Consider the following 19,471-nt stretch of genomic DNA (forward strand, 5'->3'; position numbering starts at 1 on the left):
AAGCGGTGCAAGGGCGCGAGGTTTCGCGCTACTAATGAAGCGTTTTTAGTTGTGCCCACAGGCGGTTCTCCAGACGCACGATCTCAATCGGTGTCGGCTTCATCAGCGTCATCTTCTTGAGGACGTCGTCTGGCGGGTACACCGTGGGGTCCTGCGCGACGGCCGGAATCACGAATTCGCGCGCCGCGTGGTTCGCCGTCGGGTAGAACACCTCATTGGTGATGGCAGCGTTAACCTTGGGGTCCTCGATATAGTTGATCCACTTGAGCGCCGCTTCAGGATGGGGTGCACTGAGTTCCAGCGGAAAGACCGTGCTGTCTGCCAGCCCTGGTCTGGGTAAAAATGCGCCGACACACGCGAGCAGTTGCCGCGCCTCGACGTGTCCATTGCTGGACCGCGCGCGGATGCCGCCGCCACGCAAGTGTTCAAGACCCGAGATCTCGGTATTTTCGTAGACCGAAACATTTTCCGGCAACGCGTCCAGCAATCCCTTCGCATATTTCGCTGGTTGCAGCAGGCCGTTCCCGCCCCGACACCATATACCGGCCTGATAGAAGGACGAGCCCAGTCGTTGCGCCAACTCGTGACCTTCCAGCAGTTCGGCGCTCGCGCCTGCTTCACACAGGGTTTGCACCTGGCTGTCGGCCTCTTCGAGTTTGGCCGGATCGCGGACAGCGAAAAGATAACCGTCACTGCTCCGGTCACATTCGATGCCGAGGGCCGCGACCCGCCGCGCCACCTCGTTGCTGGCGGCTTTGCCGATGGCGCTCGCGACGAGGTAGCGCGCATTCTGTTTTCGCCCCAAGAGTTCATCGGGCGCAGGCCGTTCGTAGGCGACCACGAAACCTGAGTTGCGCGCCGAAGCGCCTTGAGCCGCGCGCTGACGATCAACCAGAATGATGCGCGACTGCGGATGCAGTTCGGCGAGCGTATGTGCCGCCGACAGTCCTGTGAAGCCGCCGCCAATCACTAACCAATCCGCTTTTTGCGGACCCTCCAGCATCGCTCCCGGAGGCGAGACGCCAGCTTGCGTAATCCACCCACACATATTCTCGACCACGGTATGTCCCCTCAGCATGCGCGACGGCCGGGTTGTCGAAAGCATGAATAATTGGCATGCTTGGACGATGAGGCCGTCGCTTGAGTGTCAATAATATTGGCTGCGGGATGCACAATCCAGCGCTATAAATTCATTGAAGGATGCTAGAAACGCATGGATAAGATCTTTCATCCACCGTCTGTTCGAGCCCTTCAGGCGCTGTCGCTCGTTGCGGAGTCCGACAATTTCACCGACGCGGCGGACAAGCTGCATCTCACCCAAAGCGCAGTGAGCAGAAAGATCCAGCAACTGGAAAGTCACTATGGCGTGCCGCTGTTCGTTCGCAGCAGTCGCAGCGTGCAACTGACCGAGCAAGGGAAAGCCGTACTGGAGGTGGCGCGCAAGATTCTCAAAGACCTGCAGGTACTGGATGAGCAGATATCGCCGCGGGACAGGCCGTTTCGCATCCGTATCTTCGTTTCGCTGGCGGTCCGCTGGCTATTGCCACGCTTGACCGACTTTTATGCTCAGTATCCCGATCTATCGCTTTCCATCGAGACCGTCGCGACGGAAGTGGTCGATCCCACGGATAACTGCGACGCCTATATCCTCTACCTGCCCGAGCCGCGCGAAGATCCGACGCCGGCGTCACCCTCATTCCTCACGCTGTTCGACGAGGTACTGGTGCCGGTGTGTGCGCTACGTTCCGTCAACGGTAAGCCGCTTCCAAGGTCTTTGGAAGATTTGGCGCAGCACACGCTGATTCACGGCTCCACGGGGCAGCACGAGTGGACCACCTGGTTGAAGGCTCAGGACGGGCCGTCCGCGAAGCATTACAAACACATCACGTTCAATCTCGACGAGCTTGCGATGAATGCGGCGGCGCGCGGGTTGGGAATCGCGATGACCGACTTGACCCTGGCGCAGGAGTCGATCAATCGTGGCGATCTGGTGGTTCCGTTCGGCATGCCATTGAAGACGAGCGGAACTTACGTGCTGTGGCTGCAGACGGCGGGTGCGCTGCATCCTGGGCGGCAACGTATCTTGCAGTGGTTTGCACAGCAGGAGGCAGGGACGGCGGGGAAGCCATGACGCCGTGTGGGACGAGAGGAGGTTGATGCACCCCACGGGTGAGGTGCATCGCAGGGGCCGCCGTGTCGTTAGAACATCTTACGAAGGCCGACTGCCACGCCGAGCTGGTTGGTCCGGCCAATGGTATTGGTCGGGACGCCGGCGGAGTTGACCCCGCCCGGATAGTCGGCCTCGAAGGCGCCGGTGCCGCGCGCCCAGTCCGTGATCGCATAGACTTCTGTGCGCTTCGTGAACGAGTATTCGGCGAGAACGGTAGCGGACTGGTTGATGCCCCTGCCGAGCGAGCCGTCGAGCAGTTCCGCGTTGCGCGTCTGGCCGTAGTAGTAGGCGAACGTGAACAGCAGCGGCGCCGTGGCTTGCCAGTTCGCCCCGACGTAATAGGTGTCGTCGATACGGTTGGGGCTGCCGCCCTTCAGGGTCGGTGCGCCACCTTGCTGCATGTTGACATCGGTCAGGCCCGTCTGGTCCTGATTGCGCAGCCAGCCGACCAGCAGGCGAATATCCTGGGTGACCTTATACGAGGCGTCGACGTGCATGAAGTTGATCTTGGCGCCATTGATTGCGCTGCCGACCGCGGTGCCGGTTGATGAACCGAGTGCCGATGTCGGCACGGCGACCTGCTGGAAGCCCGCGTTGAGCGCGGCAGGGCCGTAGGTGTACGTCAGTTCCACGGCATAGGTGGAACCCGTGCCTAACGCTCCCGCCTGGTTGCTGAAGCCGTACAGGGCATCGATCGCGAGGTTATCGAAGGTGCCCTGGTATTTGACCGAATTGTTGACTTCGAGGTAACTGCCGATGCCGTTATACGCCCAGCTGTTTTGCCAGTAGTTGCCGACGGTCAACGGGTCGAACAGATCACCCAAGGTGTCGTAGGCGGGCGCATATTGCAGGCCGAATGTCAGCGAGCCCCACTGTTTGTTCGACAGCCCCACGTAAGCTTGTCGACTGAAGAGTGTGTTGGGGACGTGAAGTTGGCCATCGAAGGCTTCGAAGCCGTTTTCCAGATGGAAGACTGCAGACCAGTCGCCGCCCAGATCCTCACTGCCTTTCAAGCCCCAGCGGCTGTGGGTTTCCGGGCCGGATGTCATGGAGACCTGATCATGGCCGCCCGGACCGGCATTCGTTTGATATCGGATGGCTTCGTCGACGATGCCATATAACGTGACCGAGCTTTGCGCAAAGGCCGACGACATCGAGGCAGCAAAAAAAACCGCACCAGTGGCACTGGAAATGACGACTTTTTTCATTGGCGATCCACAGTAATTGGTGAGTCGGATGGGGGAAATTTTCCGAAGACTCGAGCAATAAGACCGTGAGCGGGAGCATAGCCTGTCATTTCTTTGAGGCACAGCGATTTGTGATCGAGTGTTGCTTATTTGCTGTGACGGGATTGAGGCGGGTGAATCGTCTGCTGATTCAATGCAGACGAGGCTAGCCCGCGGCTCATGTCTCCGTCGCTAACCTGTTTCAGCTTTCACCCGCGTTGAGTAAAATCATGGCATGGATGTTCGAAAGCGTCTGTTGCCATTTGCTGCTGTTCTGCGCGGCCTGACCATCCTGAATCAAAGGTGTCAGCAGCTTGAGCAGGTCTGTCGAGCTCGACGTACCCGTTGGCGTAATCACTTCCGATACCAGCTGGCCGTCGTGGTATTGCGAGGTTTGCTTGGTTTCATCGTGCGACTGGCTCAATGACGCCCGCGTCAGGATGCCCTTTTCCGTTGCGAGTTTGACGGTACTGCTTGCGTTGTCGTCGATCTTCACATCCGTGTAGTCCCCGGACGACGAAGACGATGCCTCGGTATAGTTTGCCTGCAGATGCGATTGCTGCGTTTGCGTAGCCGAGCCGTTTTGCGCGTCACCGTCGGTGGTGGTGCTTTGGGAGACCTGATAGTCGAATGAACCCGGGGCACCCAGCGTACCCGTCTGCTTTTCACTAATCGAGGCGCTGAAATCGCTCAACCCCGTCATCATCGCCTGCTCCGCTTGCGCGACCGGACTGCTTGCCTGCGAGGACGTCCCATTGTTGCTCATCAACTGCGTGAATGCGTCTTCGAAGTCCTTCATCATCGCCGGGTTGCCGCGACCTTCCGAGTTGGCGTTGCTGAACTGCTTCAGATAGCTGGCGATGGCCTGACTTTGTTGCGCGCTCGAGCCCTGGGTTACCGAATTGCCCGTATCGACCTTGAGGTTCATCGATCCGGCCAGGTCCGTGAGACTCAAGCTTTTGGAGGAACTGTTCTCCGAGAACTCGCCTGACGTGCCCCCCACACTGAACTGCAGATCTACCGACGACAACACCGACGTGTTGTATTGCAGCAGACCGCTTAGATCGATCGACGGCTGAAGTTTGCCCAGTCCGTTGATGGCTTGCTGGAATCCGTTAGCCAGGCTGGCGATGGCGGTGCGCTCGGTGTAACTCAGCGGCGCAGAACTGTCGATACCCACCGCTAGTTTGCCATCCTCACTATCGAGATCGATGTTGACGGTGGTGCCGCTCGCAGTCTTGACAGTCAGTTTGATAGCGTCACCCGCATCGGAGGTCAGTTGTCCGATCGAACCCGCAGCGGTGGCCGAGCCAAACGAGACCGATTGCGAGAAATTGCTTCCGCTGGTTTCGAAGCGATTGAGCAGCGCGCTTCCCAGATTGTTGAACAGTCCACCGGTCGACCCGGACAGATAATTGGCCGCCATCACCGACGAGACGGCATCCGTGCTGCTCTGCGCCCACGTGACGGCCGATTGTCCACCTTCCAGCGTTCCGTCCTGCGTGTACACGAGGGGTGACTCGCCGAGCCCGGAAGGAATCGTGACGATGGTCGATGCAGACCCGTAGTTGTCACCCGTCGAGCCGACGCCGCCTGCCGGATCGAGGGTAGTGGCCGTATTCGATGACGGTGTCGACGTGATGGGAAAGCCTGCGTTTAATGACGATATCGTGGTCATGACCCGTTGCTCGTTGTTTTCGGTGGGTAAACGCGGTCATCCTGGCAATGACCGGTTTGTCAGACGTTATATCGACAGGAAAACACGGATCTTTAAACGCGAATTCAGAAATACGGGAAAATCTTGGCACAAGGAGTTTTTAAGGAATTCGTAATTGTTTCCTGGTGTTCAATTAAATAATGGAGCCGTGTTCTGTATGGAAACAATCGGCTGCGATCCAGCGCTCGCGCACGCCGAGCGCGAGGCTGGGCCTCGCGCGACGACGGTTAATGCCAGAACAGTGCAATCAGGATAATGACGGGAATGGGAACCCCGAGCATAAAAAGAAGAATTGAACGCATAATCACCTCCCTTGAATAATGAATTGAAGTCCCAATTAAAGCTGGCGTGCCCGGCCGCCATGAGTCGCCATAAGAGTGGCCGAAAACGCGCCCATCAGAAGCGAAATGAATAACCACAATGACGCGCCAATCGTGACTTTGCGTGCCTTGTCGGCGGCGTCTTTTGCAGCGGCGTCGAGCGCCGTGATTTTCTGCATATAGGTCGTATAGGTGGCCGCTACGCGAGTCTGCGCAGCCTCGGGCGTGAGGCCGGTGCGTTGTGCGACGAGTTGGCCCAGATAGGCGGTATCGTCAGCGGACAATTGATCGCCCGTGGCCGCGCTATTGAGGAAGATGCGCGCCGCTTCCTGACGCGACGGCTCGTTGTTGCCGGTTGCAGCCGGGGTGGCGGCGGGCTGGGAACCGCCTGGCACGCGGAACAGCGAATCGACAAAATAACCCAGCGGCCACGTATTCAACGCGGTCATCGCGTTGCTGCGTTGCATCGTCACGAGCATGCCGGAGCCGCTATCTGCGGCCGATGTTGCCGCGCTCTGCGCAGCGGTGCGCACCCCACCCGACACGGCCGACGACAGTATCGCCGCCGTAAAGAGCGTCGCCACGGCCCAGCTCAAGAAACCATGGGCAGTATCGCGGAAGTGGATTTCGTCGACGTCGACGGCAAGCCAGCGGCGGCGCAGCCGTCCCGCGAGATAACCGCCCAGGCCCGAAGTGAGAATGGATGTGACGCAAATCCAGATCACCGCGGCAAATCCGAAGGCTTTCGCATTCGAGGCGCCAGACGACCATGGCGAGATCGACGTTAAACCAAGGCCCGTGCCGAGCGTCAGCAAGATGAGCGCGAAGGCGGCCGCACTGACGCCCCCGGCGAATATGGCGCCCCAGGACACCGCGCCTTCAAGACGATGGGTGAACAGCGCAGAATCTTTCTCGGCCAGCGAAAATTCCGCAGGGTCGTTTGTGTAGTTCATTGTCAGCCTCCTTAACCTTGTCGATACCGGCAACGTCGACGTGCCGGCATGTTCGGCACGAATGCGACACCGTGTGGGGATGAATCGTGTACCCACCTCCGCATTTTTCGTGCCGCGAGGCGCGGCCCGGTGCTCGCGACGCAATCCTGCATTTGCGGAGCGATCGCCGTGAGCACGGAAGGCGGCATACGACCGCCGCCGCTACGAGCGATCGCGGTTGCGCGTGCGCGTGGCGCCGGTGATGATCGCGACGCCGAGCATGATGACCGCAGCGATTTCGATCGTGTGCTGGGAGACATGCATGGCGATGAGCGCCCAGCACACGCCGCCTATCAGCACGAGCCATCCGGCCAGATAAATGATCAGAGTCATCAGTTTCTCCTTCAGTGATCGACGAACGCGACGGGTTGCCTGCCGTGTCACGCTTCATCCGGGTGCGACCGTCGGGTGATGGGTCTGGCGTGCATTGCCAGCCGGTCTCTTGAACAGCAGATTTCGCGCCTGAGGTGGGCGCCGCCGTGGCGGAGGGGGTGCGGCATCCCATGAATTGGGGAGTGGGGTAAGCCCCAATGACCTGATTCCGTGTGATTCAGGTAAAAAATAAAACGACCATGCTTTTATTTACACGATGAGTCTCTGCCCGTATGATGGGTTGAAAAGACATACCCATCTGCCAAGCAGAGTCCTTGTCAAGGAGACGCCGGATGCACGTGAAAGACCTGTTTCAACTGGAAGGAAAAGTGGCGCTGATCACCGGCGGCTCGCGTGGGCTCGGTCTGCAGATGGCCGAGGCGCTCGGCGAAATGGGCTGCCGCGTGGCGATCACCGCGCGCAAGGCCGACGAGCTTGCCCAGGCCAAGGCGCATCTGGAAGGACGGGGCATCGAAGTCAAAACGTTCGTCAACGATCTCGCCAGATTCGAGAGGATTCCCGATCTTGTCGGCGACGTGCTGGACGCGTTCAACCATATCGACATTCTCGTCAATAACGCCGGCGCCACATGGGGTGCCCCGGCGGAAGACTATCCCGACGAGGCGTGGCACAAGGTCATGAATCTGAACATCAACGCGCCGTTTTTTCTCGCGCGTGAAGTCGGCAAACGCAGCATGATTGCCCGCCGTACCGGCAAGATCATCAATATCGCTTCGATCGCAGGTCTGAAGGGCGCGCCGGCAGGCATGAATACGATTGCCTACAACACGTCGAAGGCCGCGGCGATCAACTTTACGCGGGCGCTGGCCGCCGAGTGGGGCCGCTACAACATCAACGTCAATGCGATTTGCCCGGGCTTTTTCCCGTCGAAGATGTCAGCGGGTCTGCTCGCCACGATGGAGGAATCCATCGTGGCGCATGCGCCGCTACACCGGCTCGGCGGCGAGGAAGACCTGAAAGGCTCAGTGGTGTTCCTCGCCAGCGAGGCATCGCGCCATATCACCGGCCAGCATCTGGCGGTGGACGGCGGCGCAAGCATTGTTTAAGGGCGGAGGATGTCATGAATCACCTTCACCACGCGCACTGGCCGGTTGGCGTGCCGCATCATCTGAGCTTGCCGCAAACCAGCCTGTTTTATAACGCAGAGGTGGCAGCGACGCGCTTTCCGGATAAGCCATTCATCATCTTCTACGATACGCCAGTGACGTTCGCGGAGTTCAGGGATGAAGCGGAGCGTATTGCCGGTTTTCTGCAACAGGAGTGCGAAGTAAAAGCGGGCGACCGCGTGCTGCTCTATATGCAGAACAGTCCGCAATGGGTGCTGGCGTACTACGGAATTCTGCGTGCAAATGCGGTGGTGGTGCCGGTCAACCCGATGAACCTGACCGACGAGGTACGGCACTACGTGGAGGACAGCGGTGCGACGACCGCCATTGTGCCGCAGAACCTGTATCCGCAGATCGAGCCATTACTGGGCGACGGGCCCGGGCAGGGCTTGAAGCATGCGATCGTCGCAACCTATAGCGATTACCTGAAACGTCCATCGTCGATCACACCGCCCGAGTTCGTGGCGAAGCCGAAGCAGTCGATTGATCGCGCCGGCGTGACTGCCTGGAGTACGGTGCTCGGGCGCAACCTCACACCAGGGCCGTCCACTGCGGGCCCGGACGACCTCTGTGTGATGCCTTACACCTCTGGAACCACAGGCAAGCCCAAGGGTTGCATGCATACGCACCGCAGCGTCATGAGCACGCTGGTCGGCGGCAATGTCTGGTTCGCGGCATCGCAGGACAGCACTCATCTTTCGGTATTGCCGATGTTTCACGTCACCGGCATGCAGGGCGGTATGAACGGGCCGTTGTATGCAGGCGCAACCATCGTCATCTTGCCGCGCTGGGATCGCGATGCGGCGGCGCAGTGCATGCAACGCTTCGGGGTCACGTCGTGGCAGTCCATTTCGACGATGATGGTCGATTTTCTGTCCAACCCTCAACTGGCGCAATACGATCTGTCGGCACTGAGCGGTACACGCGGCGGCGGTGCGGCGATGCCCGCCGCGATCGCCCGCAAGCTCAAAGATCTGACCGGCCTCGATTACGTGGAAGGCTACGGTATGTCCGAGACGATCGCGGCGACGCACATCAATCCGCCGCAGCGTCCGAAGCCACAATGCCTCGGCATTCCGGTGTTCGATCTCGATGCGCGCGTCATCGACCCCGCCTCGCTGCAAGAGTTGCCACGGGGCGAGACGGGCGAGATCATCGTCAATGGCCCGCAGGTGATGCAGGGTTACTGGCGTAATCCGAAGGGGACGGCTGAAGCGTTCGTCGAGCTGGACGGCAAGCGCTTTTTGCGCACCGGCGATCTTGGCCATATCGACGAGGACGGTTATTTCTTCATGACGGACCGCCTCAAGCGCATGATCAACGCAGCCGGTTACAAGGTCTGGCCGGCGGAGGTGGAGGCGCTGATGTACCGGCATCCGGGCATTCACGAGGTTTGCGTGATCGGCGTGCAGGATGAGCGTCGCGGCGAAACCGTCAAGGCGCTGGTGGTGCCCGCCGCGGGTTACGCGGGTACCTTGACCGAGAGCGAGGTGATTGCCTGGGCGCACGATCAGATGGCGCCGTATAAGGCGCCGCGGCTGGTCGAATTCGTGACCTCGCTGCCCAAGTCCGGCAGCGGTAAGATCCTGTGGCGGAAACTGCAGGAAGAGGATGCGGCGCGCGCAGCAGGGGGCAAGCCGGTGTGAGGCCGGCGCTGGGCCGCGCATTCAGGTAGGCGGGTTGTTCAAGCAAAAGGATATTGGCATGGCGTATGGCGAACACAAATACCGCGTCTCGGTGCTGTGGACAGGTAACCGTGGCACGGGCACGTCCGGCTACCGCGACTATGGGCGCGATCATACGATCCGCGCCGCGAACAAGCCTGATATTCCGGGCTCGTCAGACGCGGCGTTTCTCGGCGACGCGACACGCTGGAATCCCGAAGATCTGCTCGTGGCGTCCGCATCGGCGTGTCACAAGCTGTGGTACTTGCACCTGTGCTCCGATGCTGGCATCGCAGTGCTGGATTACCGCGACGATGCAGAAGGGACGATGCTCGACAGTCCGCATCAGGGCAAATTTACGCAAATCGTGCTGCGCCCTCGTGTGACGATCCGCGCAGGCGATGATGCGAGTCTCGCGGAGCGTCTGCACCACGCGGCCCATGAGAAATGTTACGTCGCCAACTCGGTCAATTTCCCGATTCTCTGCGAGCCGATCATCGAGCTTGCCGCGAGTTGATCGATTGCCGCGTACTCGAACGGAAGCTCAAGCCCGCTTGCGGCTAGCTGCCTGATAGGGCTCGCCGGCGCTGAAGCGGTCCAGCCGGTCGCTGGCTTCGGTAATGGCCCACAGCGGGGCCTTTTGCAATTGATGGTCGTACACCGTAGCAATCGCCGCAAAAATTTCGTACCCGGCGTGATCCAGTGCCCATTCGTCCGACGTGCGGCCGCGCTCGAAGCACGCGGCGCTCACGGTGTCCGCGGTACGCAACGTCTCCGGGGGCAGCGTGCCGTAACCCGCTTCGACGATGAAGGCGACCAGCAGCATGGCCTGCGTCACGGTCTGGGCGGCGCTGACGCTGCCTTTTCCCCGTCGCAGGCGGTCGAGCGCCAGATGGACCTGAAGGGCGAGTTCTTCCGCGGTCGCCCTGGGAAGCGGAAGCAGCATAGCCTTCGCTGCCCGTGCGCGGGCGGCCTGGGTGTTACCTGAAAATGGAATGGTCTTGGCCATGAGCGGGCACGTTAATGGTTGGCAGATGCAATAACGGCCTCTCCCGGGAAAGCTTAAGGCTCTTTTGCGCGGCTGCGGGTGTGCGTGCGGGTGTGCGTCCGCTTGTGCGTCCATACCCCGGCGGCGACCCCGCTTGGCCGCTACGGCCGCTCACACTTCCACGTAGCGCATTTCCGCAGATTCCCCCATTAGCAGCGCCCGGTTCTCATCCGCTGCTGCGCGCAAATAGTCCCATAACGAGGTGATGCGCCGCAGCTTGCGCAGATCTTCGCGGCAACAGATCCAGAAATGCCGCGTCACCACGACTTCGTCAGGCAAGACAGCCTCGAGCAAGGGATTGGGCTCAGCCATGAAGCATGGAAGGATGGCGAGCGCATTTCCCTGCAGGGCCGCGTGATATTGGGCGATCACGCTGGTGCTGCACAGGTTGGCCGCGGCGTTGGGGATGGTGCGGTCCAGATAGAGCAGTTCGCGGCTGAAGGCGAGATCGGCGACATAGCTGATAAAGGCGTGATCGCGTAAGTCCGCCACGGTATGGACGGGCGCATGCTGATCCAGATAACTCCGGGTTCCATATAGCTTGAGGCGGTAGTCGCACAGCTTGGTGTAAACATACTGACCCCGCTCGGGCCGCTCGAGCATGATGGCGAGGTCCGCTTCCCGTTTGGAGAGGCTGACGAAATGCGGCACCGGCAGCAGGTCGATTGAGATGTCAGGATGCTTGCCGGCGAAACGCGCCAACTGGGGCGAGAGAAAAAAGCAGCCGAAGCCCTCGGTCGATCCCACCCGCACATGTCCCGAGAGCGAGTGAGCGCCGCCCGTGAACTGTTCCGCTGCGGATTGCACAGTGGTTTCGACGGTGTCGGCATAGGCAAGCAGGCGTTGGCCATCGGCGGTCAGCACGAAGCCGTCCGCGCGCGACTTGTCGAACAGCACCGTGCCCAGCGAAGCTTCCAGTTCTCTTACGCGGCGCGCCACCGTGGTGTGGTCGACGCCCAGGCGCTTCGCTGCGCCGCTTGCCCGCTGCGTTCGCGCGACCTCCAAGAAGTAACGCAGATCATCCCAGTTCACACTTTCCATTCAGTCTCCGTTGTCGACATGCGTCCATGCTTGTGCTTTTTTGCATATCGGATGGGCTTTTTCATCTCTATACCGTGGATATTCGAATAACTATACTCGTTTGCAAGCCACTGGAACATCCACGGCTTAGGCAGCCCGCGCCGTTCATGCGGCCGGCGAGCCAACAAAAAATACGGAGACAGACAGGATGCAGATGCAATCGACCCCCGACCGGGCGGCAGTTGCCGCACCGCTTCCCAAACGCGCCAGGGATTACCTGCTCGCCGGGTGGGCCAGCATGGCCGGCACGACCATCGAGTGGTACGACTTCTTCCTTTACGGCGCAGCGGCCGCACTCGTATTCAACAAGATCTTCTTCCCGACGCTCGATCCCATCCTCGGCACACTGGCCGCGTTTGCGACCTATGGTGTCGGGTTCATCGGCCGTCCTATGGGTGGCATCGTCTTCGGTCACTTTGGTGACCGGATCGGCCGCAAATCCATGCTGCTCGTCACCCTGTTGCTGATGGGCATTCCGAGTATGGTGATCGGTCTGATCCCGTCTTATCAGAGCATTGGTTACTGGGCCGCGGCTTTGCTGGTAGCGATGCGCTTTTTACAGGGCATGGCCGTAGGCGGCGAGTGGGGCGGCGCCGTGCTGATGGCGGTGGAACATGCGCCGCCTGGCCGCAAGGGTTTCTTTGGCAGCCTGCCGCAAACCGGCGTGGGCTTTGGACTGATCCTGTCTTCGCTGGCGATGGCCGCGGTCACCGCACTGCCGGAGGCCGATCTGCTCGCATGGGGCTGGCGCATTCCGTTTCTCGCCAGCATCGCGCTGGTCATAGTCGGCTGGGTGATCCGGGTGCGCGTGCCTGAATCGCCGGACTTCGAGCGCCTGAAAGCGCGCGGCGAAGCTGTCAAGGCGCCGATTCTCGAAGCGATGCGGCGTCATCCGCGCGAATTGCTCGTCATCATCGGTGCGCGCAGTGCGGAAAATACCTGGTTCTACCTGGTGGTTGCCTTTGCGCTGGCGTATGCGGCCAACCAGTTGAAGATCCCGAAGGCGGCCATCCTGCATGCAATTACCGCGGGTGCCGTGCTGTCGCTGTTCACCATGCCGTTTTGCGGCTATCTGAGCGATCGTATCGGCCAGAAGCGGTTATTCCTGATTGGCCTCGTCATCATGTGCCTATTTGCGGCGCCGTTCTTTGCGATGCTCGGCACGCGCGATCCGTTAAACCTCTGGTGGGCCATGGTGCTGGGCGTGGGCGTCGTATTCCCGATTCTGTATGCACCGGAATCGCAGTTGTTCGCCTCGCAGTTTCCGGCTGAGATCCGCTATAGCGGGATCTCCTTGTCGGTGCAGATTGCGGGTGTGCTGGGCGGCGGTATCGCGCCGATGATCGCGACCGCATTGCTCGCCGTGGGTGCTGGCCGCCCGCACTACGTGGTGGCTTATATGGTGGCGCTGGGCATCGTCGCGTTGATCTGCACGCTGATGATGCGAACACGCGCCGACTAGTCGTTGTCCTTGCCTTATTCGAACCCAACAGAGAGAGTCGATCATGAATGCTGTCACCCAGGCGTCCAACGCGAACGTCAGTACCGTCAAACTGCTGATCAACGGCGAGTTCGTTGAATCGGCCACGCGCGAATGGCGCGACATCGTCAATCCGGCGACCCAGGAAGTGCTGGCACGCGTGCCGTTCGCGACCGCCGAAGAAGTGGATGCGGCCATCCGTTCCGCGCATGCCGCGTTTGCCACGTGGAAAAACACGCCGATCGGCACACGTATGCGCATCATGCTGAAGTACCAGGCGCTGATTCGTGAACATATGCCGCGTATTGCAAAGACGCTGTCGGCCGAGCAGGGCAAAACGATTCCCGATGCGGAAGGCGACATTTTCCGCGGCCTCGAAGTCGTCGAACACGCGTGCTCGATCGGCACGCTGCAACAGGGCGAGTTTTCCGAAAACGTCGCGGGCAGCGTCGACACGTACACGCTGCGTCAGCCAATCGGCGTGTGCGCCGGCATTACACCGTTCAACTTCCCGGCGATGATTCCGCTGTGGATGTTCCCGATGGCGATCGTCTGCGGCAATACGTTCGTGCTGAAGCCTTCGGAGCAGGATCCGCTGTCGACGATGCAACTGGTCGAACTGGCCATTGAAGCGGGCATTCCGAAGGGCGTGCTGAACGTCGTGCATGGCGGCAAGGATGTCGTGGATGCGCTGTGCACGCATGAACTGATCAAGGCCATCTCATTCGTCGGTTCGACGGCGGTGGGGACGCACGTTTATCGCCTTGGCAGCGAACACGGCAAGCGCGTCCAGTCGATGATGGGCGCGAAGAATCACGCCGTGGTGTTGCCCGACGCCAACCGCGAGCAGACCTTGAATGCTCTCGCAGGCGCTGGCTTCGGCGCGGCGGGTCAGCGTTGCATGGCGACTTCGGTGGTCGTGCTGGTGGGCGCGTCGCAGCAGTGGCTGCCGGATCTGGTCGAAAAGGCGAAGACGCTCAAGGTGAACGCGGGCAGCGAAGCTGGCACGGACATCGGCCCGGTCGTCTCGCGCAGCGCGAAGCAGCGGATTCTCGGCCTGATCGAAACGGGCGTGAAAGAAGGCGCCACGCTTGCGCTCGACGGCCGCGGCGTCAAGGTCAACGGCTACGAGGACGGCAACTTCATCGGCCCGACGATCTTCACGGACGTCACAACTGAAATGGAAATCTACCGCACCGAGATTTTTGGGCCGGTGCTGGTGGTGCTGAGCGTGCCGACGCTCGACGACGCGATTGCGCTGGTTAACCGTAATCCGATGGGCAATGGCGTGGGGCTCTTCACGCAGAGCGGCGCAGCGGCGCGCAAATTCCAGAGCGATATCGACGTGGGCCAGGTGGGCATCAACATTCCCATTCCGGTGCCGGTGCCGTTCTTCAGTTTCACGGGTTCGCGCGGTTCGAAGCTCGGCGATCTCGGCCCTTATGGCAAGCAGGTCGTGCAGTTCTATACGCAGACCAAAACGGTCACCGCGCGCTGGTTCGACGACGCGACCGTCAATGATGGCGTCAATACCACCATCAGCCTGCGCTAAGCGTCCTGCGTGAGGCACTCTGGATTACGAAGGGGAGACGCAATCATGAAAATCGCTTTTATTGGACTCGGCAATATGGGTGCGCCGATGGCGCACAACCTGCTGAAGGCCGGCCACGCGGTGAACGTGTTCGACCTGAACGCGCAGGCCGTGCAGGCGCTGGTCGACGCAGGCGCCAAGGCGGCGGGTTCGCCGAAAGCCGCGGTGGCGGACGTCGAATGCGTCATCACGATGCTGCCCGCGGCGGCTCACGTTCGCGGCGTGCTGACAGCGGACGACGGTGTGCTGGCGGGCATCGCAAAAGGCGTGACCATCATCGATTCGAGCACGATCGATCCCGCGAGCGTCAAGGCATTCGCGGAGCTGGCGGCGCAACACGGCAACGCGTTTGTCGACGCCCCGGTTTCGGGCGGCACGGGCGGCGCAGCAGCGGGCACGCTGACGTTCATGGTGGGGGGCAGCGCTTCCGTCTACGAGCAGGTCAAGCCGGTGCTCTCGGCGATGGGCAGGAACATCGTTCACTGCGGCGATACCGGTACGGGGCAGGTCGCGAAGATCTGCAACAACCTGGTGCTGGGGATCACGATGGCGGGCGTGGCCGAAGCGATGTCGTTGGGCGCCGCGCTGGGTATCGATCCGAAGGTACTGGGCGGGATCATCAATACGTCGACCGGACGCTGCTGGAGTTCCGACACGTATAACCCGTTCCCGGGCGTGATCGAAACGGCGCCGTCCTCGCGTGGCTACACCGGCGGGTTCGGTACCGATCTGATGCTGAAGGATCTCGGGCTGGCTACGGATGCCGCGAAGCAGGTGCGTCAGCCGGTTTTCCTCGGTGCGCTGGCGCAGCAGCTGTACCAGAGCATGAGCACCAAGGGCGCGGGCCGGTTGGACTTTTCAGCGGTGATCAAGCTGTATCAGGCCGGGGACGCCAAGTAGCGGTAGGGGATGTGGCGATCAAGCGGCGCTTTGAAGGCGCCGCTTGATCGTGACGGTCGATTGCGAATGCGAATGCCGCCGTCCGGAAAATCTACGCGAGCAGGATCAGAACGCGTGACGCAGGCCGACGGAAACGGCCACCTGCGTGCCGGTCGAGGACGGCGACAGCGTATTGATCATCGCATCGCCGAGTACCGAGCCAGCCGGCGCGCCGTGCACGTGCTGATAGACGCCTTCGAGATAGACGTCGGTGCGCTTGCTCAGCGAATAGTCGGTCTGAAGCATGACGGAATGCCATGCCGGCGTTGCGCTCGTCGCTCCGTCGCCGTACGCGCCGTCGGTAAACGTGTACGCACCCGACACGCTCAAGGCTGGCGTGAGCGCGTAACGTGCGTTGACTTCGTAGTTGTCGAGCCGCAGGCTGCCGCCGAGCGGTGTGTAATCGCCGAGGCCAAACGAGAAGACGCTGGCCATGTTGTCGAGTTGCGTGTGGCTCCAGACGAGTCCGATCGTAGCCGGGCCGAACGTGTAGTTGCCGCCTGCGCCCCAGATACGTTGACGCTGCGCGACGAAGTTCGCGCTGCCGTCGCCTTGCGCAATCGCGCCATTCGCGTTCGTGCCGAGCGTGCCGCCGCCCGCATTGTTGAACTGCAGGTAACCGGCCGCGAGATTCACGGGACCTTGTGCGTAGGCAGCGCTAAAGCCATAGACACGGTTGTTCGCAAAGCCGCCGGCCTTGTTGCTGAAGGCGTACATGCTTTCGACGGTGACGCCGTGATAAGTGGGGCTCGTGTACTTGACCGCGTTATTGACGACCACGGAGTCGGCTGCGAGGTTGTCGTTCTCGAACGGATGCGCCGCGAGGTTGCCGCCCCAGGTGTTGCTCTCGGCGGAGAGCGGACCGAGCAGGTCGTTGACCACGTCGAACTGGCGGCCCAACGTCAGCGTGCCGTACTGGTCGCTCTGCAGGCCAACCCAGACTTGCGAGCCGAAACCATCACCCGGAAAGGCCTCGGTGCCGTTGTTCAGGTTGAAACCCTGTTCGAGCTTGAAGATGGCGTGCAACCCGCCGCCCAGATCTTCCGAGCCCTTGAGACCGAACACGGTGTTCTGTGTCGCGCTGCTGGCCACCTGCCAACTGGTGTGACCCGTCTGGTTGTTGCTGTAGACGAGGCCCGTGTCGATGAGGCCATACAGGGTCACGCTGCTTTGCGCGTGCGCCGAGACTGCGAATACCCCTGATAGCGCGAATGCCAGCAAAGACTTTTTCATACTTGTAAGCTCCGGGAATGGCCGGCGAAGGTGTGCCACGCAATCGCCGCGATTTTGCAAAGCGCGCATGCTAGTCGAAGGCCGCACAAAGTTCAAATGCTCAAGGCGTAAACGCCACAGTCGATGAGGCTGACGTTCGCGTGCTGAAACGATAGCGCGGCAAAAATGCGAAGGTGTCAGGAAAAATATAGAGGGTGAGGTGCGGGCACGCCAGGCGCCGGCACAAATATCTCGACTGGCTGATGTTGACTGGATAGCGGCGGCCGCGAAGGAACCGTTGCGCCAGCGGTGCCTTCTTTCCGTCTTCCGTCTTACGGTCGAATCTCACGCGGGCGTTTGTTTCGTGTTACAAAACCGGAGTTCGCGCGTCAGGTGCTGACGCGGCGTTCAGGCAGCCATCGTCCGGAAATCATCCGCATGTGAAGGGTTCGATGTCCAACTATTCCTTGTTTCGCCTCATTCAGCTCAAGAGCCGGTCTTGCTGGGCTGCTGCTGCCCTGATCGTTGCCTTGAGCGGCTGTGCCTCGTTTTCATCTGGCGTGAGTCATGCGGATGCGCCTGCCGCGCTGCACCCGGCTGATGGGCCGTTGCCGGTTCCGCCCGGTCTCGTCGCGCTGGCGCAGCCCGAAGGCCAGAGTCGGCTCATGTCCAGCACCGACAAGCAGTCGTACTGGCCGCTATCGCAGTACTTCGAAACGCAGCGCAACGAGGCATATTGTTCGGTGGCGAGTTCGGTGATGGCGCTCAATGCACTGGGTGTCCAACGTCCTGAATCGTCGCAATACCCGGATTTCCCGTATTTCTCGCAAGAGGACTTCTTTCGCAGCGTCGATCCGCAGGTCGCTAGCGCGGCGCGCGTGTCGCGCGAAGGCATGACGCTCGATCAACTGAGCGCAGTGCTGGCCGAATACCCCGCCGTCGCAGTCAAAAAATTTCACTCCAGCGATCTCACGCTAGCGCAGTTTCGCGACCTCGTCCGCGACACCACCGCGCAGAGTGACCGCTTTGCGCTGTTGAATTTCAGGCGCGTGGAGATAGGTGAAGAAGGCGGCGGTCATTGGTCGCCGCTGGCGGCTTATGACGCCGCCAGCGACAGCGCGCTCCTTCTCGATGTCGCGCGCTACAAGTATCCGGCGGTCTGGGTTCCGGTTGCGCGGTTGTACGCGGCATCGCAAGCCGTCGATAACGTCAGTGGGGTTTCGCGCGGACTGGTAATCGTGGGTAAGCGCCTGAATTGAGGGGCGCGACATCCCTCAATCGCTTGCGCTCGTCCCCACCGCATTGCCTTGCTGTGATCTCATGCGTGAATTGAACAGCAGCGGCAGTACCAGCAGGTAAAGCGCAGCGCCAATCGCCCACACGAGCCCCGGCCACGCGTGCTGACTGGCGGCGTAGAGCCATGTCGCCGCCAGCGGTCCGCCCACGCCAATCAGACTCGCGATACTCGTGAGCGTGCCCTGCAATTCGCCTTGACGGCTATCGTCGATCTGTCGTGCCAGCATGGCTTGCAGCGAAGGCATGGTGATGCCGCCCACCGCAAACAGCGGCAGGATGGCGAACGGCATCCACCCTCGGGTCGCAATGGCCATCAGCACCAGCCCCAGGCTATCAGCCGCCAGTCCGATCGACAGCGCCACGCGCTCGCCCAGCCGTGCGACCAGCGGCCCGATAGCGAAGGCCTGGGAGAGTGCATGGCATGCGCCGAAAGCGGCCAGCGATACGCCGGCAATCGTCGCAGTCCACGCGAATCGGTCCTCGCCATAGATGATCCACAGCGTAGCGGGGGCCTGCGAGGCGAGCATGATGACGGCGTAGACGCTCACGAGCGGCAGCAGATTCGGCGTGCCGCGCAGACGATGCAGTGTGGAGAACGCATTCATGTTGCGCTTCTCACGCGGCCCGCTTTGTCGCTCACGCGATTCGGGCAAGACGAAATACGCCAGCAACAGGTTCAGACCGTTCATCGCGGCAGCCGCGAGGAACGGTGCGCGCAGATGCACGGCGCCGAGCAAACCGCCGATCAACGGTCCCGCAATAAAACCCACGCCCAACGCGGCCCCCATCTGACCAAAGCGGCCCGCGCGCTCGGCTTCCGGGGTGACGTCCGTGAGATAGGCCGTGGCAACGGCCATGTTCGCTCCGGTGATACCGGCCAGCACGCGACCCACATAGAGCCACGAGAGACTAGGCGCTGCCGCCATCACCAGATAATCGACCGCTGCGCCTGCAAGCGACGCCAGCAATACCGGTCGGCGTCCGAAACGATCGCTCAACGCGCCCAGGACGGGGAGAACAGGAATTGCATCAACGCATAGACGGCAAGCAGGGCACCGTAGTTTCGGCTGACGGAGATATCGGAATCGGCGAGGCTGTGCAGAAGTCCCGGCAAGATGGGCATGATGAGCCCAATGCCGATAGCATCCAGCAGCACGGTAAAGAGGATGACGAAGTGGGGTTTTCTCAAGACACCGCTCTGTGAGTACCAAAAGGGGAGTGCAGATTATTTCACAAG

At 61.0% G+C, this 19,471-nt stretch carries 15 protein-coding genes and 3 pseudogenes; 8 read left to right on the forward strand and 10 right to left on the reverse strand.

All coding sequences use genetic code 11. From position 1 onward, the window contains the following. Window positions 1–31 precede the first annotated feature (31 nt). Window positions 32–292: pseudogene (locus P3T43_RS06015) on the reverse strand (polyamine ABC transporter substrate-binding protein); the annotation flags it as partial. A 54-nt stretch (window positions 293–346) separates the two neighbouring features. Continuing rightward, window positions 347–1,105, reverse strand: a pseudogene (locus P3T43_RS06020) (NAD(P)/FAD-dependent oxidoreductase); the annotation flags it as partial. Between the two features lie 108 nt (window positions 1,106–1,213). Here P3T43_RS06020 and P3T43_RS06025 point away from each other — a divergent pair. Next, window positions 1,214–2,131 carry a LysR substrate-binding domain-containing protein gene (locus P3T43_RS06025; protein WP_429280123.1) on the forward strand — a complete coding sequence of 306 codons (918 nt, stop codon included), beginning with the start codon at window positions 1,214–1,216 and terminating at the stop codon, window positions 2,129–2,131. 68 nt (window positions 2,132–2,199) lie between these two features. On the opposite strand, the gene P3T43_RS06030 is transcribed toward P3T43_RS06025, so the two are convergent. From P3T43_RS06030 to P3T43_RS06045, 4 genes are all read right to left on the reverse strand, one after another. Further along, on the reverse strand, window positions 2,200–3,378 hold the full coding sequence (locus tag P3T43_RS06030) for a porin (RefSeq protein WP_429280124.1): 1,179 nt from the start codon (window positions 3,376–3,378) through the stop codon (window positions 2,200–2,202). Between the two features lie 220 nt (window positions 3,379–3,598). After that, entirely contained in the window at window positions 3,599–5,074 is a 1,476-nt protein-coding gene (locus P3T43_RS06035) for a hypothetical protein (protein ID WP_429280125.1), read from the reverse strand. A gap of 376 nt (window positions 5,075–5,450) precedes the next feature. Beyond that, window positions 5,451–6,386 carry a hypothetical protein gene (locus P3T43_RS06040; RefSeq protein WP_429280126.1) on the reverse strand — a complete coding sequence of 312 codons (936 nt, stop codon included), beginning with the start codon at window positions 6,384–6,386 and terminating at the stop codon, window positions 5,451–5,453. A gap of 201 nt (window positions 6,387–6,587) precedes the next feature. Further along, window positions 6,588–6,758, reverse strand: a complete 171-nt coding sequence (locus P3T43_RS06045; RefSeq protein ID WP_429280127.1) for a hypothetical protein — start codon at window positions 6,756–6,758, stop codon at window positions 6,588–6,590. 332 nt (window positions 6,759–7,090) lie between these two features. Between P3T43_RS06045 and P3T43_RS06050 the strand changes: the two genes are divergently transcribed. From P3T43_RS06050 to P3T43_RS06060, 3 genes are read left to right on the forward strand one after another with little or no spacing between them, the layout of a single operon-like run. Further along, complete coding sequence (locus P3T43_RS06050) at window positions 7,091–7,864, forward strand: SDR family oxidoreductase (protein ID WP_429280128.1); 774 nt, start codon at window positions 7,091–7,093, stop codon at window positions 7,862–7,864. Between the two features lie 14 nt (window positions 7,865–7,878). Further along, on the forward strand, window positions 7,879–9,570 hold the full coding sequence (locus tag P3T43_RS06055; protein ID WP_429280129.1) for a long-chain fatty acid--CoA ligase: 1,692 nt from the start codon (window positions 7,879–7,881) through the stop codon (window positions 9,568–9,570). A gap of 58 nt (window positions 9,571–9,628) precedes the next feature. After that, entirely contained in the window at window positions 9,629–10,105 is a 477-nt protein-coding gene (locus tag P3T43_RS06060; RefSeq protein WP_429280130.1) for an OsmC family protein, read from the forward strand. A gap of 27 nt (window positions 10,106–10,132) precedes the next feature. On the opposite strand, the gene P3T43_RS06065 is transcribed toward P3T43_RS06060, so the two are convergent. Both P3T43_RS06065 and P3T43_RS06070 read right to left on the reverse strand, forming a co-directional pair. Continuing rightward, window positions 10,133–10,597, reverse strand: coding sequence for a hypothetical protein (locus P3T43_RS06065; protein WP_429280131.1), 465 nt, complete (start codon window positions 10,595–10,597; stop codon window positions 10,133–10,135). Window positions 10,598–10,747: 150 nt separating this feature from the next. Further along, window positions 10,748–11,677, reverse strand: a complete 930-nt coding sequence (locus P3T43_RS06070; RefSeq protein ID WP_429280132.1) for a LysR family transcriptional regulator — start codon at window positions 11,675–11,677, stop codon at window positions 10,748–10,750. Window positions 11,678–11,864: 187 nt separating this feature from the next. Between P3T43_RS06070 and P3T43_RS06075 the strand changes: the two genes are divergently transcribed. The 3 genes from P3T43_RS06075 to mmsB are packed head-to-tail and all read left to right on the forward strand — an operon-like array spanning window position 11,865 to window position 15,687. Continuing rightward, window positions 11,865–13,178 (forward strand): MFS transporter, encoded by a 1,314-nt coding sequence (locus P3T43_RS06075; protein ID WP_429280133.1) that lies wholly within the window; start codon window positions 11,865–11,867, stop codon window positions 13,176–13,178. A 43-nt stretch (window positions 13,179–13,221) separates the two neighbouring features. Then, window positions 13,222–14,748 carry a CoA-acylating methylmalonate-semialdehyde dehydrogenase gene (locus P3T43_RS06080; RefSeq protein ID WP_429280134.1) on the forward strand — a complete coding sequence of 509 codons (1,527 nt, stop codon included), beginning with the start codon at window positions 13,222–13,224 and terminating at the stop codon, window positions 14,746–14,748. A gap of 45 nt (window positions 14,749–14,793) precedes the next feature. Next, window positions 14,794–15,687, forward strand: a complete 894-nt coding sequence (gene mmsB, locus P3T43_RS06085; protein ID WP_429280135.1) for a 3-hydroxyisobutyrate dehydrogenase — start codon at window positions 14,794–14,796, stop codon at window positions 15,685–15,687. Window positions 15,688–15,792: 105 nt separating this feature from the next. Here mmsB and P3T43_RS06090 read toward each other — a convergent pair whose 3' ends face one another. After that, on the reverse strand, window positions 15,793–16,959 hold the full coding sequence (locus P3T43_RS06090; protein ID WP_429280136.1) for a porin: 1,167 nt from the start codon (window positions 16,957–16,959) through the stop codon (window positions 15,793–15,795). Window positions 16,960–17,390: 431 nt separating this feature from the next. Between P3T43_RS06090 and P3T43_RS06095 the strand changes: the two genes are divergently transcribed. Next, window positions 17,391–18,197: a phytochelatin synthase family protein gene (locus P3T43_RS06095; RefSeq protein ID WP_429280137.1), complete on the forward strand. Its 807-nt coding sequence runs from the start codon at window positions 17,391–17,393 to the stop codon at window positions 18,195–18,197. 15 nt (window positions 18,198–18,212) lie between these two features. Here P3T43_RS06095 and tet read toward each other — a convergent pair. Continuing rightward, window positions 18,213–19,423 (reverse strand): annotated as a pseudogene (gene tet / locus P3T43_RS06100) (Tet(A)/Tet(B)/Tet(C) family tetracycline efflux MFS transporter). Window positions 19,424–19,471 lie beyond the last annotated feature (48 nt).

Origin of the sequence: Paraburkholderia sp. GAS41 (genome assembly GCF_050436545.1) — a bacterium.
In the GTDB taxonomy this organism is placed as follows: domain Bacteria; phylum Pseudomonadota; class Gammaproteobacteria; order Burkholderiales; family Burkholderiaceae; genus Paraburkholderia.